We start from the raw sequence: 14,521 nt of genomic DNA on the forward strand, positions 1-14,521 counted from the left end.
ATTTTGTATCTTGTCAAGCGCTATTTACTTCGCACATTGATGACAGAGTATGTTTCCTTCCAAAAGTTAGAACAGTCATAAGCCTCTAGAGCACGGTTAAAAGGAAAATCTGTTATATGAACTAACCGTTTGGCCATATGAAATAAAGCCATTTGGTCCTCAGAGTTGGATTCGTAATGCAAACGATACTGATAGGAAAATAAAGTTTCATTGCTGTTTATTAGCCCAAGACCTGTACCGGTCAACCGTACGACATGAATAGGGCCTATAAATTCTAAAAGAAACGTTATCTCTATATCCGTAGGAATTTGCAAGGATGATGAAAACTCAATCGTCCTCATAGTCAAACCGTTAATTTTCACCCTTGCGTATTTTGTAAACACCGGTTTACCTTTCACTTTAATGATTGACAAACGACATTCCAATAAAGCATACACAGGATTAAGGATAGAAAGCCCAGTAAATATTTCGGATCTTTGCATCAGTCGCTTCCCTTCCTCCGCTTTATTGGTCAAAATAAAATTCGTGATACGTTTTGTTTCTTTTATGGTATATTAATTAAGATAATATACATTATGTATCTTTGTAAACCATTATATTATAAAAAAATTGTCAATTAGCAAATTTTCGACAGTATCGACTTGATTAATGACCATTTCGGTATCGAAGTGATGTTCCTGGAGGTGATTAAGGATGAAATACGGGGATCGAATAGCAATACTTCGGGAGAAATCAGCTTTAACGCAAGAGGAATTAGCCAATAAATTAGGCATCTCCCGCGCATCTCTATCCCATTATGAAAACAACAGAAGAGAACCGGATTTCAATACAACATTGAAAATCGCAAATTTTTTCCAAGTTTCAACGGACTATCTCATTGGAAGAGCAGATATCCCTGATCTTATGCTGACTGAAGAAAAAATATCGCTAAGAATGGAGGATTTTTGAAGTTTTAAATCCTACTGAGTAGTCAAAAGGTCTCTCCATCTTTATCACTATATCAACTTTTTTGTATTTCAACATATATTGACGCATAGGAAGTTATTTATTATATAAAGGTTGTGTGCTTGTGAGCTCGATTGAGGGGATTTACAATGTAATCGATTTCGGAGCGGACCGGAGCGGAGCAAAAGACAGCACTTCGTCTATTCAGCAAGCCATTCATGCAGCATCGGGCGCAGGCGGAGGTTCCGTGTATTTACCGGTAGGCGTTTATCTAATTAGCCAGACATTAGTCATCGATAAAGCTAATATCGGTTTAGTGGGGAATGGATTCGGGTCGATATTAAGAGCTTCCACTAATTTGGACTTTGTGATTAAAATAACCGGCAACAACGTATTCGGCAATCGAGGAGCGTCAATAAGAGACTTCTTTATCGACTGTGCTCGCAAAGCAAACAATGGGATGCTTATCGGATCGACGCCCCAGGGTACCGTTGTCGGTCGCTATATTCACAATGTTAATATAAGTTACGCTTTAAACTGGGGAATCGTCATTGATGCTGCTCAAAATAATCTTTTTTCTTTACTCGATCTTGAATATAATAACGGTCAGATGGCACTATTGAACGGCGCCGGGAATAATATGTTTTTAAAATGCGAGTTTAATCAAAGCACAAACCTTCCTCATCTTTTCATTGGCTCTAATCCAAATTTCTCTGGATATAATAACAACGATTTCGACAATGGGCCTGAAAATAATCACTTCATCGGCTGCGTCATTGAACGCGGATCCAATACCTATCCGCACAACATAAAGGTTGAATTCGGGAATAACAACCATTTCGATGGCTGTGACATTGAAACCACAGCCTCCAGGCTCGCAGGAATCGAAATCGCGGCAAAGGTCTCCTTCACGCAATTCAATTTTTGCCGGTTTAACGGAGCAAAGACCAATCCGAATCCGGCGATTAATAATAACGGCTACCGTACAACCGTTAGCCAAACGACTTTTGTGAATTACAGCAAGCTTGAGATCCGCACCTCCAATGCAATCATTATGAATAACAATACATCCAATACAAATACTGGATCCGTAAGAATACAAAACGTAGCCGGGAACATTGCAGCCAATATTAAAGATTCTTCTGCTCCCTATTACATTGATGCCTCATCACCGGATGCCTTTCCCAGCTCTCCTTCGCAATTCATTTTTAACGACAAATTTTTATGGTTTAGAAGTAAAGAAAGCTTGAATCAAATCCTGTTAACTGATAATTTCACCGGTTCCACCGTAACAACTGGTACTATTCATGAAGTCTCATTACAATTATCTTCGCCGGGAACATGGATGATTGACGTTTATAGCGCAAATGGAGATTTTAATCACAGTCGAGCAAACACGTTTCTTGCCAGATTTAGGAATAATTCAGCGTTCGATCTGAAAACAGTTCAAAAAATGATTGCAGATGACGCCCTCTCAGGTCAGCTGATTTCCTCCCTAAACGCTTCCGTAGATGAGTTTGGTAAAGTAACCTTGTCCGTCATTAGTCAAACCTCCCAAACCATTACAACCAAGTATCAAGCCATCAAACTCAATTCCTATTAGAACGATTTGATACGATTGTAATCCGTATATTATTCCGACCTAATCGCAAGGTTGTATTTAGCATTCCCTTCCTTATTGACAATTTTATAAGATGGGTCACCGAAATGTGGAAATTCAACGATGGTTTTATTGTAAACTTGAATGACCTCTGTTCCTTTCTTATAACTTTCGAAGCAACAATTTTTCAAATAATTTTTATACCCTTTTTGGATGACGGCCGGATGTCCTCCAAGTGCCCCTGGAAAATTGCAGTTTTCAAAATAATTTAAGTTTCCGTCTTTCTCAATCTTGACGATAGATTCTCCGCCCTCCGCCCCCAATGTGATGTCACAGTCCCTGAAAACATTCTTATTTCCATAATTAATCTTAATCCCGTATTGAGCGTTGCCTCTTTCGATCACAGCCTTCAGGAAGGAGTTATTGGTAGCACTGTTATTAAATCCGTTATTGTTATACCCTTTTATGGACGGATCAACATCCATAATAAGACCGAAACGACTAATTTTTTCAATTTCAATTCTCGTAAATAAGTTGTTTCCGGCACCGTTAAGCAAGGCGATCCCCATTTGTGCTACTTCAATATGCAAGCTTTGAAAGTTGCAGTTCTGGGTTGCATCCAACTGAAGAGCTGTGCCATTAATATTGTTGATTTGCAAATCATAAAAGCTTCTGCCAACCACAACGTTGTTTAATTCAATGCCCGAAGTCGCTTTATGATCCCCGTCTATGCACAAATCTCTAATAACGCCGTAACGGTTACCATACTGATTGATGGATGAGAGGATAAACATAGGAACAGCGGCTGTACTTTTTATTCTTGACTTATTTCCCTCACCTAAAAGGGAGATGTAGAGAGGGACGACGATAGAGGATGATATCAGATAAGTACCTGAAGGAAAAAAAACAGATTTATCCAAACTTCTATTAATAGCTTTTTGAATGGCGAATGTATCATCACTTTTCCCGTCACCTTTTGCTCCGAAATCTTTAACATTAGCGAACAATGCTGCATACGGAGACGCCTCTGCTTTTGCTTCATAACCTTGCAAAAAACTATCTTTAGCACCTTTACCGAGCGCGATCATTCCGATCCCGAATGTACTTAACATTTGAATTAGCTTCCTACGTGTAACTCGTTCGTTCTTCAAATGATCCATTACATGTCCTCTCTATGACGAAATCTTGATATTAGTAATTATAGTACTTAATACCATACATTAGGAGACCTAATTTTTAATTGTTTGGTCCCATTTTTTAAATATTATAGACAATTTTATCCATAAAAAGTCAGTTCTACATCAAGCGAAGCTTCTCACCGACTACAAAAATTGTAGATAATAAGCGAAAAGACTGCTCACAAGTCTTATGGACTTATAGAGCAGTCTTATTGAAAACAGGTTTGTTAATCCTTACAGATCGAAGTACAACGAATATTCGTGCGGATGAATGCGGATGGAAACAGCTTTCGCTTCGTCACGTTTCAAGGAAACGTAGTTGTCGATGAAGTCTTTCGTGAAGACTCCGCCTTCCGTCAAGAACTCATAGTCCGCTTCGAGCGCGTTAAGCGCTTCGTCGAGCGTACCCGGTACGCTGCGGATTTCGCCTTTCTCTGCATCGGACAGCTCGTAGATGTTCTTGTCGAGCGGGCCGTAACCGAGGGCGCGAGGATCGATTTTCTTCTTGATGCCGTCCAGACCTGCAAGCAGCATGGCTGCGAATGCGAGGTAAGGGTTAGCCGTGCTGTCCGGTGTACGGAACTCGATACGACAGCCTTTAGGCGTTACAGCGGCCACCGGAATACGAACGGCTGCCGAACGGTTGCCTTTGGAGAACACGAGGTTAACCGGCGCTTCGTAACCAGGAACCAAACGTTTGAACGAGTTCGTGCTCGGGTTCGTCAATGCGATCAAAGCCGGTGCATGGTACAAGATACCGCCGATGTAGTTCAAAGCGAGCTCGCTCAAGTTACCGTAACCGTTCTTGTCATAGAACAAAGGCTGGTCGCCGTTAAAGATCGATTGGTGAACGTGCATCCCGCTACCGTTATCGCCGAACAGCGGTTTCGGCATGAACGTAGCCACTTTGCCGTATTGGCGAGCTGTGTTTTGCACGATATATTTGTATTTCATCAAGTTATCGGCTGTTTTCGTCAACGTATCGAAACGGAAGTTGATCTCGCCTTGACCCGCAGTCGCCACTTCATGGTGATGACGCTCGATGCGAAGACCGGATTCGATCAACAGACGGCACATTTCGGAACGGATGTCTTGTTGGGAATCCGTCGGAGCAACCGGCACGTATCCGCCTTTATGGCCTACTTTAAAGCCGAGATTGCCGCCTTCTTCTTTACGGTTCGAGTTCCAGTGAGCTTCTTCGGAATCTACGAAGTAGGAAGAAGAGTTTTGTTTGCTCTCGAAACGAACTTCGTCGAAGATGAAAAATTCGGATTCCGGAGCAAAGAATGCTGCCGTACCTACGCCGGCTTTTTTCAAATATTCTTCAGCCTTCTGAGCGATGCTGCGCGGATCGCGCTCATAACGCTCGCCATCAGGCGTATGGATGTTACACATAATAACCAATGTCGGATGAGCAGTGAACGGATCGACAAAGGAGGATTCCGTATCCGGCATCATAACCATGTCGGACTCTTCGATGCCTCTGAAACCGACGATGGAAGAACCGTCGAAGGCTACGCCGTTTTGGAAAGTCTCTTCTTCAACTTCAGATGCAGGAAGGGAGATATGATGCGCTCTACCGTTAAGATCGACGAAACGGAAATCTACCCACTCGATGCCTTTTTCTTTGATGGTATTTAACACGTTTTGAACTGACATGGACTCACTTACCTCCTAAATTCCGAACATTTTGACCTGTTCGAGCGAACATTGTTCAAGTTTTCTCTTGGATATGTGGTTATTATAAAACTTCGCATCAAGAGCCGTCAATAGTTATGTAAGGTATTTTTTATGAAGGTGTTAGGTATGCTCACACCCGGCCGGGTTTTAGTCACATTTTCGACAAAAAAATGCTTAATCTCTTGCGGCATCCGCCTGAGATCAAGCATCCTTCTGTAAAAAAACGAATATTCGGTTACGAGTTCACAGCGGCGACGGGTTCCTTGACGGTATCGAAACGTTTGCCGCACAACGGCGCCAGCTTCTCCAAATCCTGCATCAGCCGGGCGAATTGGTCCGGGAACAGCGACTGAACGCCGTCTCCCGTCATGGAGTTGTCGGGGTCCGTATGCATCTCGACGATGAGCCCGTTCGCTCCTGCGGCAACGGACGCCTTGCTCATCGGTTCGACAAGCTCGCGACGACCCGTGCCGTGACTCGGATCGGAAATCACCGGCAGATGGCTGAGCGACTGCAGCACCGGAATCGCCGCCAGATCAAGCGTGTTTCGGGTATAAGACTCGAACGTTCGGATTCCGCGCTCACAAAGCATAACGTTCGGGTTTCCGCCAGCCAGTATATATTCAGCCGCATTCAGAAACTCATCGTACGTCGCGCTGAATCCCCGCTTGAGAAGCACCGGCGTTTGAATCTGGCCGAGCTTGCGCAGCAGATCGAAGTTTTGCATATTGCGCGTGCCGACTTGCAAAATATCGGCGTACTCAGCGCAGACATCCACGTATTCCGGCGTCATCACTTCGGTGATCGTCAGCAACCCGTGCTTCCTGCCGGCTTCCGCCATCATGACGAGACCTTCGACGCCGACGCCTTGAAAGCTGTAAGGACCCGTTCTTGGTTTAAATGCACCGCCGCGCAGCACTTGTGCGCCGCTGGCCTTCACCAGCCGCGCAATCTCATCGATCTGCTCCGGCGATTCGACGGCACACGGTCCGCCCATGACGACCAGCTGATCGCCGCCGATCTCCACGCCTTTCAATTGAATGATCGTGGGATCGGGATGAAAATCGCGGCTGGCCAGCTTATAGGACTTCGAGATTTTCACAACCTGCTCGACGCCGGACAATTGACGCAGCTGCTCGGCCAGCACAGGGCCCGCATTCCCGACGATACCGATAACGGTACGGTCTACGCCGCGTGAAATGTGAGCTTTCACGTCGTGCTTCTCAATATGGTGAACGATTTCGGAAATGCGCTCTTCCGGTGTTTTATTCGAAATGATAGCGATCATGCGGAACACCCTCTCGGTCAAATTTTCGTACATAGACGCTTCGACGCTTATACGCTTTTAAGCTTTTAATCACTAAAGCAAATATACAACGGAGACCCTCTCTCCGTCAAGTCTTGATTATTTTATGATCGTTATCCGTTCCCGTTCGTTGGCAGCAGCAGTTGTTCTTTTCGTTTACGCCGCTTCTCTTTACGGTTTTGGTCGACCCATTGCAGCGTCCAGCGGATCGGAAAGTAAGCGATGATGGCAAGAATGAGACCGTTGATCACGCCTCCGACGAACAGCTTCAAATAGAACTTCAGGAATCGGTCCAGCCATTCCGGCAATCGTTCGATCCAAGCGCCGTGAATGCCGTGAGGCAGCACGAGCGCCCCCATCTGGCGATGAAAAAACATCAGCGGCAAATAAATAACTTTACCGAACATAAAGCCGAGAAGAGCGGACGCCACGCTTGCGCGAAGCAAGTATACCAGTGGAAAGATGAGCAAAAAAGCAAGCCCGCCCGTCGGAAGCGTGAACATCTCGACGAATATCCCGATCGAAAAGCCCATGGCTACCAAGGCAGGCCCGCCTTTGGCCCGGGTCAACTGCAAATATTTATATCGAAACCAGCGGCCAATGGATCGGAGTTGGAACGTTTTTTTGAGTTTCGCCATTTTACGCATTTGCTGTTGTCCATTTCCTTCCTTGTCGATTACTTTGCGGCTGCTTTCGTTTTTGGCGTAGGAATTAACCGGCTCAAATTGACGGTCCGGCGAATTTCCCATGTAGCCGGATCGTTCGCCTCGTACTGCTCCAGGAAATGAATAACCTCTTTCGTAATGGGCGTCGGCGTCGATGCCCCGGACGTTACGGCTACGCGCCGCACCGGCTTCAGCCATTCCGTATTCAGTTCGGTGATGTCCGCAATACGATAGGCCTTCACGCCTGCAATCTCCTCGGACACCTGAGCCAGCCGGTTCGAGTTGTTGCTGCGCGGATCGCCGACGACAAGCACGAGATCGGCATCCTTCGCCTGTTCGGCTACCGCTTCCTGACGCACCTGCGTCGCCAGGCATATTTCATTATGAATTTCGGCATGCGGGAATTTCTCGAGCAGACGATTCATAATATGCTTGATATCCCACTGCGACATGGTCGTTTGATTCGTGATCACGATCTTCTCCGCGCTCAGCCCGAGCTCGTCGATTTCCTCCGACTTTTCAATCAAATGCACGCGCTCCGGCGCGACGCCGATCGCTCCTTCCGGCTCGGGATGGCCTTTCTTCCCGATATAGATGATATGGTAATCTTCCGCCGCTTTCTCGCGAATCAAGTCGTGCGTCTTCGTCACGTCGGGACAAGTCGCATCCACGACAGCCAGCCCCTTCTCGCGCGCGCGGCGGCGAACCTCCGGCGAAACGCCGTGCGCCGTGAAAATGACCGTGCCTTGCTCGATCTGATCCAAGATGTCAAGGCGGTTCGATCCGTCCAGCGTCACGATGCCTTCTTTCTCGAAGAAATCCGTCACATGGGCGTTATGCACAATCATGCCCAATATATATATAGGCCTCGGCAGATTAAAGTTTTTGGCCGTTTGCATGGCCAACGCCATAGCATCCACAACCCCGTAACAATAACCGCGGGGGGATATTTTGATCACGTCCACGCTTGCACCGCCTGTCGAAAATAGTCTTTATTTTTATTATACCTCATTCCCCTCACCGATGGAATGGCTGCTCTCCCGACCGCCCTCGAGCCCCGATCCGTGGGCAACCGGAAACCAGACCACGAACGTCGTCCCTTCGCCTTTGCTCGTCGTTACTTCGATGGACCCCTGATGCTCGTCAATGATCCACTTGGCGATCGACAAGCCTAGACCGGTGCCGGTTTTTTGTCCCCGTGACACGTCCGCCCGGTAGAACCGTTCGAAGATATGCGGCACTTCCTCTTTCTCCATGCCGATTCCCGTGTCTGCGATACGAATCCCGACCTGCCCGCCGTGACGCAGCGCGTCCATCCGCACGAAGCCGTGCTCCGTGTACTTGAACGCATTCTCGATGAAAATGAAAATCAGCTGCTGCAAATAATCTTGATTGCCGTAGATGGAAATATCCTCGGCCGGCGATAAATCTCCCACGATCCATTCGGCTGAGCGCGGAAGCATCTGAGCTTTGCGCGCCACCTCTTCCAGCAGCGGCTTCACCGCCAGCTCCCGCTTCTCGATCTGGAAGCCCGCATCCGCCCGCGCGAGCGCCAGCAGGTCATTAACCAACCTGGACATCCGCTGCGCTTCGCCGGAAATATCGCGCATCGCTTCCAGACTGAGCTCCACGGCCGGCAAATTCGACGGCTCTGCCTGCATCATCTGCTTCCACATCTTCTCGAGCAGCTCGACATTGCCGCGAATCGTCGTGAGCGGCGTCCGCAGCTCGTGCGACGCGTCCGAGACGAACCGCCGCTGCGCGCTATAAGCTTCTTCCAGCTCGGCGTAAGCGCCCTGAAGCCGGCCCAGCATGCCGTTGATCGTTTCGATCAGCACGCCGATTTCGTCGCCGGGCCCCTGATACTCGATGCGCCGCTGCAGATCCGCCCCCTTCTCGATCTGATTGGTCGCCGCTATGACCTGTTCGATCGGGCGCAGCGCCTTCCTCGCGAGAAACCACCCGATCGAGGCGGCGAGCACGATCACAAGCAGCATGGACAAAGTCAGCACCAAACGCAGCAGCACGAGCACCCGTTCGGATTGCCCAACGAAGAAAGCCGCCTGCAGCATGCCGATCGGCTGGTCCTTCGGGCCGAAGAACGCGGTTGGATACACCGGCGCGTTGTAAACGAGAAAGTCGTATCCGTCGATTTTCACCTTGTCGAACACGCATTCCTGGGCAAGCACACAGTTGACTTTAGACGGCGTCACATCCGGAAATTCGATGCCCGCTTCTATTAAGTCCGATGCGCGAAATTTACGCCCGTCCTGCAAATTGACGATCTGTACCAGCAGCTTGCTGCTGCGAATCGAGTTTCGTCCCTCCAGCTCGAAATTGAAGCTGAAGCCTTGCGACGATACCGTAGGCAGCGCCCGGACCCGTTGAAGCACATAATTCGCCTCGTCCTTTAATTCCGTCTTGATGCCGCTAAACAAAATGTAGTTCATGAAAAAATAAAGCCCCAACGCCAGGATCAGCAACGTAGCCGTCAGTATCCCGGTGTACCATAACGTCAGGCGCAGACGTATCGACATGTCAGCCTTCTCCTCTTAGCACATAACCCGCTCCGCGCACGGTCTGTATCAGGCGCTTATGCCCGTACTCCTCCGTTTTTTGCCGAAGCAGCGCAATATATACCTCCAGCACGTTCGATTCTCCGCTGTAGTCGTATCCCCATATTTTTTCCATAATGATATCGCGGGACAAGACGCGGCGCGGATTTTGCAGGAACAGGTGGAGCAGATCGAACTCCTTCGTCGTCAGCTCGATCCGTTGGCCGCCCCGGAACACTTCGCGCGTATCGAGATCCATGAACACATCCTGATACTGCAGCTTGTTCGCCTGGGTCTCGGCTTTCTCGGACGTTTTGCGCCGCAGGAGAACGCGAACGCGAGCTAAGAGCTCCTCGAGCGCGAACGGCTTGACCAAATAATCGTCCGCTCCCAAATCGAGACCTTTTACCCGATCGGACACTTCATCCTTCGCGGTCAGCATCAGCACCGGCACATCGGAGCCGCCTTCGCGAATGCGTCTGACGACCTCCCAGCCGTCGAGCTGCGGCATCATGACATCGAGGATGACAACATCCGGCTCGTTCTCCAGTATTTGCTTCAAGCCGTCCATGCCGTGATTGGCGGTAAACACCATGTACCCTTCGAAAGCCAGGCTGCGGCGGAGCATGGACGTAATTTTCTCATCGTCGTCGATGACTAATATTTTTTCTCTCATTTCGGTATACACCTGCCTCTGCCTTTATTGTAACGGAATTTGCTTGCCGAATCTAATGGTGCCAGCTCGTCTTCACGCAAAAAAAGAAGCAGGGCTTTTCTGCATACGTTGCCCTGCTTCTTTCCCTTGCAAGCTTGCGCTTACGGCATATTATTCCGCATTGCGGTTGCCGATCGTTACTTCAATGACTTGCTTCTTGCCGTCCCGCATAATGCCCAGGCTTACTTTATCGCCAACCTTCGTTTTCTTGATTGCTTCACTGATTTCCGAAGACGTCTTCACTTTCGTGCCGTTCAATTCGACGATGACGTCGTAAGGACGAATCCCTGCGCTGAAGGCCGGGCTCTTACGCTCGACTTGCGCGACGATTGCGCCTTCGTTATTTTCAAGCTTCAGCTCGGCAATCCATTCCTTGTCGATATCCTGCATGGAAATGCCCATATACGGAGCCGGCTCTTTCGGAATTTTTACATTGTTCTTCAGGTTGTCAAGAACCGAAGAGATTGTGCTCGTCGGAATCGCAAAGCCGATGCCTTGCGCTTGTGCGCTAACCGCCGTATTGATGCCGATCACTTCACCGTTCAGGTTAAGCAGCGGGCCGCCGGAATTCCCCGGGTTAATCGACGCGTCGGTTTGCAGCAAATGCTTGTAATCGCGCGTGCCGTTCTGATCCGGGATGCTGATCGGACGCTCTTTCGCGCTCAAGACGCCAACGGTGACCGTATGATCAAAGCCGTACGGGTTGCCGATCGCCACGACCCAATCGCCTACGTTCAAATCGTCCGCGCTGCCGAGCGGCAGAACCGGGAATTCTTTGCCGTTTTCCGGCGTTATTTTCAGCGCGGCGAGGTCGAGATCGTAGCTGTTGCCGAGCAGTTCGGCTTTGAACGGCTTCTCGTGACCCTGCACGTATACCCAAATTTCGTCCGCGCCTTCGATGACGTGCTCGTTAGTCAGAATATATCCGGATTTCTCGAAGATAAAACCGGTTCCCATCCCGCCGGGCTGCAATTGTCCGGAATTGTCCTGCTGTCCGTTCGTCCCGAAGTCGTCGCCGAAAAATTGACGGAAGAACGGATCGTTGAAGAGCGAGCTGCCGCCTCTCGAAGAGCTCTTCGCCTTCACCTTCGTCTCGATCTTCACGACCGCAGGGCTCGCCTGTTCGACGATTCCCGAGATGTTGTTAGGACGGGACATATCGAGCGCGGTCGGCTTCACCCCGCCATTGTTCGAGGAGCCTGCCGACGCCGAGCCTGTCGAGCCCGAACCGTTACCGGCCATCACGCCTTGCGCGCCGGTGAACAGGTTCATGCGGTCCGAGGCAAACATCAACGAGCCGACGACCAGCACACCCGCCATGAACGAGATGAACAAGCCCCGGAAACCGCTGTTCTTCTTCGGCGGCTTGCCGAACTGCCATTGACCGGCAGACGGCTGCTCAGCGCTCTCGTTTGTATAATAAGAACGAACCGGTTTGGGCGGCGTCACTTCGACTGGAGCGGAACCGACGCTGTCGCCGGCCATTGAATCCGAAGTCGAAGCCTTCGGTTTATAAGGACCGTAAGCGAAATAGTGCGAAGAGCGGCTTTCCGTCTCTTCCGGCAAGCTAGTTTTCGCCCCCTCATTATCGCTTGTCGTCTGTTCGCGCCGCTCCCGCTCTTCCGGCTTGCGGAAGAAATCGTTAAACGGGTTATAATTGTTGTTATTGTTGTTGTTTTGATCCATCTTCCATGCCCTCCGTTTCTCAAACTACGAGATTGATATAATGGCAACTGCTGCTGGAGGATTCGTTCCCCTTGATTCACATATTGCACGTCGAACCTTAAAGAAACCTTAAAGAAACCTAAAACGGAGTTAAAAGTATGTATACTTCCTGGGAGACGTTCACCCGAGGGATAGTCAGCCCAAAGAAGACCAGAGGGCTCAGCCTTGGTCTTCGAGCAGCCATTCGATTTCATTGGGGAAGCCAGCCGCTCTCCACTTCTTTCAGCAGCGTCTTCGCTTGGCTCACCCATTTGTCCTCCACCGGAGCGTTTTTGTCGAGCGGATCTTGAAATTGGTTAACCAACGACGTCACGAAACCGGCCTGGGCGTTCTTATCCATGCCTTCATTGTACACGTGCTTCAGCACAAACGGGGAACCAATCTCAATAACCGCCGTCGTCGATTCATTATCGCCGTCGAGCACCCCGTGGGTCACCTGGAACGGTATGCGCAGCCACACCTTGTGCGCTTCGTCCAAATACCGATCGAAATAACCGTGGTCGTAATCCCAGTTCCCGCCGAGCGAGAACTCCTTCGTATTTAAATACTGCCGGACCTGATTGAAAGCTTCCTCGCGTCCGACCAGCGTCGACTCCAATGGAACCATGGGATCCCCTCCGCAAAAAAATTCATACCCAAACTCCTAGATAGGATGAACGTTTTCCGGAAAAAATATGCTCATCGCCCGGTTCAATCATTTTTCGGGTCCAAGCCGCGGAACAGGGTTCGTTGACGGATTATTGCGTATGTAAATTAATCTAACGCATTCCGTTGACATTGTTGTCATGAGAACCTTATAATGAGGAACGAAAACGCTTCAATGAGTAAAAAGAGGAGTGAACGTTCATGGATTTAGCCGCCATACAGAGCGGTTTGGATACGATCTGGGTCGTGCTGACCGCTGCCATGATCTTGTTGATGGAAGGCGGCTTCGCTTTGTTGGAAGCCGGGTTCGTTCGGCAAAAAAACGCCGTCAGCATCATCATGAAGGTATTCGTCGACATTGCCTTCGGGGCTCTTGTTTTTTTCTTTTTCGGTTTCGGACTCATGTATGGCAAAGATTTCTACGGCTTGATCGGAACGACCGGCTTTATCATGGGAGGAGATCTTTCCCATATTCAGCTTACGATTACGCATGATACGTACTGGTTGTTCCAATGCGCATTCGTCATCGCCGTCATCTCCATCGTCTCCGGAGCGGTGGCGGAACGGATCAATTTTCATGCGTACATCTTGTTCACCGTTGCCATGACAGGTTTTATTTACCCGATTGCCGGACACTGGGTATGGAGCGCCGGCGGCTGGCTCGGCGGCCTCGGCATGATTGACTTCGCCGGTTCGGCCACCATCCACGCTTTAGGCGGCTTTGCAGCCTTGGCCGCGGCGATCCTGATCGGACCGCGGATCGGCAAGTTTTCGGAAAGCGGCGCGGCGAACATCGTGCCGCCGTCCAACTTGCCGCTCGCCTCCGTCGGCGCCTTTATTTTATGGTTCGGCTGGTTCGGGTTCAATTCGGGCAGCACGCTCAGCGCAACCAACGGTTCGATCGGCCACATCGCCGTCACGACGATGCTTGCGGCCGCTTCCGGCGGAGCGACTTGCATTCTGTTTACGATGATCCGCTACCGTAAAGCGGACCCGCCGATGGTCATTAACGGCTCGTTAGCGGGTCTCGTCGGCATCACGGCCGGCTGCGCGTTCGTCAGCGACTTGGCGGCGATCCTGATCGGTGCGGTATGCGGGATCGCCATGGTATTCGCAACCGAATTTCTTGAATCGAGACGGATCGACGATCCGGTCGGCGCGTTCGCGGTTCACGGCGTTAGCGGCAGCCTGGGAGCGCTCGCCGTCGGACTCTTCGCCCAGCCTGAACTGACGGAAGGCATCGGCCAAGGCTACAGCGGCTTGTTCTACGGCGGCGGCTTCCAATTGCTCGGCGTTCAAGCGCTCGGCTTAGTCGTCATCATCATCTGGGGCTTTTCCATGACCTGGATCGCCTTCAAGCTGATCAATAAAATGGTTCCCATCCGCGTCAGCCGCGACGAAGAACTCGTCGGCCTCGATGTCGGTATCCACGGCGTCCCGGCCTACAGCCAGGAGCACGATTTCATCGAGCTGAAACAGCTTAAAAATCGATAAGTCAACCTGAGGC

At 49.8% G+C, this 14,521-nt stretch carries 13 protein-coding genes; 3 read left to right on the forward strand and 10 right to left on the reverse strand.

The genetic code is table 11. From position 1 onward, the window contains the following. Window positions 1–20 precede the first annotated feature (20 nt). Complete coding sequence (locus ACZ439_RS07305) at window positions 21–482, reverse strand: hypothetical protein (RefSeq protein WP_054796042.1); 462 nt, start codon at window positions 480–482, stop codon at window positions 21–23. A 211-nt stretch (window positions 483–693) separates the two neighbouring features. Here ACZ439_RS07305 and ACZ439_RS07310 point away from each other — a divergent pair, with 211 nt between their 5' ends. Beyond that, window positions 694–948: a helix-turn-helix domain-containing protein gene (locus ACZ439_RS07310; protein WP_430106021.1), complete on the forward strand. Its 255-nt coding sequence runs from the start codon at window positions 694–696 to the stop codon at window positions 946–948. A gap of 121 nt (window positions 949–1,069) precedes the next feature. After that, window positions 1,070–2,548: a glycosyl hydrolase family 28-related protein gene (locus tag ACZ439_RS07315; protein ID WP_464620827.1), complete on the forward strand. Its 1,479-nt coding sequence runs from the start codon at window positions 1,070–1,072 to the stop codon at window positions 2,546–2,548. Between the two features lie 29 nt (window positions 2,549–2,577). Here the strand turns inward: ACZ439_RS07315 and ACZ439_RS07320 are convergent, their stop codons facing one another. The 9 genes from ACZ439_RS07320 to ACZ439_RS07360 all read right to left on the reverse strand — a co-directional run bounded on the left by ACZ439_RS07320 (window position 2,578) and on the right by ACZ439_RS07360 (window position 12,976). After that, complete coding sequence (locus ACZ439_RS07320) at window positions 2,578–3,657, reverse strand: right-handed parallel beta-helix repeat-containing protein (protein ID WP_430106025.1); 1,080 nt, start codon at window positions 3,655–3,657, stop codon at window positions 2,578–2,580. Between the two features lie 300 nt (window positions 3,658–3,957). Then, on the reverse strand, window positions 3,958–5,382 hold the full coding sequence (gene glnA, locus ACZ439_RS07325) for a type I glutamate--ammonia ligase (protein ID WP_127608323.1): 1,425 nt from the start codon (window positions 5,380–5,382) through the stop codon (window positions 3,958–3,960). Window positions 5,383–5,638: 256 nt separating this feature from the next. Beyond that, window positions 5,639–6,691, reverse strand: coding sequence for a 3-deoxy-7-phosphoheptulonate synthase (gene aroF, locus ACZ439_RS07330; protein WP_054796092.1), 1,053 nt, complete (start codon window positions 6,689–6,691; stop codon window positions 5,639–5,641). A gap of 131 nt (window positions 6,692–6,822) precedes the next feature. Beyond that, window positions 6,823–7,458, reverse strand: coding sequence for a DUF2062 domain-containing protein (locus ACZ439_RS07335; RefSeq protein ID WP_236595999.1), 636 nt, complete (start codon window positions 7,456–7,458; stop codon window positions 6,823–6,825). Continuing rightward, entirely contained in the window at window positions 7,386–8,339 is a 954-nt protein-coding gene (locus ACZ439_RS07340) for a 4-hydroxy-3-methylbut-2-enyl diphosphate reductase (protein ID WP_054800066.1), read from the reverse strand. The genes ACZ439_RS07335 and ACZ439_RS07340 overlap by 73 nt, the downstream gene beginning before the upstream one ends. A gap of 36 nt (window positions 8,340–8,375) precedes the next feature. Further along, a complete protein-coding gene (locus ACZ439_RS07345) occupies window positions 8,376–9,911 on the reverse strand; it encodes a sensor histidine kinase (protein WP_127608325.1) in 1,536 nt (511 codons plus the stop codon). A gap of 1 nt (window position 9,912) precedes the next feature. Then, a complete protein-coding gene (locus ACZ439_RS07350; RefSeq protein WP_127608326.1) occupies window positions 9,913–10,605 on the reverse strand; it encodes a response regulator transcription factor in 693 nt (230 codons plus the stop codon). Window positions 10,606–10,755: 150 nt separating this feature from the next. Next, the gene (locus ACZ439_RS07355; RefSeq protein ID WP_054800065.1) at window positions 10,756–12,330 is read right to left on the reverse strand and encodes a S1C family serine protease; all 1,575 of its coding nucleotides are present in this window, start codon (window positions 12,328–12,330) and stop codon (window positions 10,756–10,758) included. Window positions 12,331–12,559: 229 nt separating this feature from the next. Continuing rightward, complete coding sequence (locus ACZ439_RS07360; protein WP_127608328.1) at window positions 12,560–12,976, reverse strand: YugN family protein; 417 nt, start codon at window positions 12,974–12,976, stop codon at window positions 12,560–12,562. Window positions 12,977–13,215: 239 nt separating this feature from the next. Between ACZ439_RS07360 and ACZ439_RS07365 the strand changes: the two genes are divergently transcribed. Beyond that, a complete protein-coding gene (locus ACZ439_RS07365) occupies window positions 13,216–14,508 on the forward strand; it encodes an ammonium transporter (RefSeq protein ID WP_464620828.1) in 1,293 nt (430 codons plus the stop codon). The last annotated feature ends 13 nt before the right edge of the window (window positions 14,509–14,521 follow it).

It is taken from the genome of Paenibacillus sp. JCM 9796, assembly GCF_055379675.1.

Coding starts and splice junctions, on each gene's coding strand:
- ACZ439_RS07305 (WP_054796042.1), bottom strand. CDS start 482: ATGCAAAGATCCGAAATATTTACTGGGCTTTCTATCCTTAATCCTGTG.
- ACZ439_RS07310 (WP_430106021.1), top strand. CDS start 694: ATGAAATACGGGGATCGAATAGCAATACTTCGGGAGAAATCAGCTTTA.
- ACZ439_RS07320 (WP_430106025.1), bottom strand. CDS start 3,657: ATGTTAAGTACATTCGGGATCGGAATGATCGCGCTCGGTAAAGGTGCT.
- glnA (WP_127608323.1), bottom strand. CDS start 5,382: ATGTCAGTTCAAAACGTGTTAAATACCATCAAAGAAAAAGGCATCGAG.
- aroF (WP_054796092.1), bottom strand. CDS start 6,691: ATGATCGCTATCATTTCGAATAAAACACCGGAAGAGCGCATTTCCGAA.
- ACZ439_RS07335 (WP_236595999.1), bottom strand. CDS start 7,458: ATGGGAAATTCGCCGGACCGTCAATTTGAGCCGGTTAATTCCTACGCC.
- ACZ439_RS07345 (WP_127608325.1), bottom strand. CDS start 9,911: ATGTCGATACGTCTGCGCCTGACGTTATGGTACACCGGGATACTGACG.
- ACZ439_RS07350 (WP_127608326.1), bottom strand. CDS start 10,605: ATGAGAGAAAAAATATTAGTCATCGACGACGATGAGAAAATTACGTCC.
- ACZ439_RS07355 (WP_054800065.1), bottom strand. CDS start 12,330: ATGGATCAAAACAACAACAATAACAACAATTATAACCCGTTTAACGAT.
- ACZ439_RS07360 (WP_127608328.1), bottom strand. CDS start 12,976: ATGGTTCCATTGGAGTCGACGCTGGTCGGACGCGAGGAAGCTTTCAAT.
- ACZ439_RS07365 (WP_464620828.1), top strand. CDS start 13,216: ATGGATTTAGCCGCCATACAGAGCGGTTTGGATACGATCTGGGTCGTG.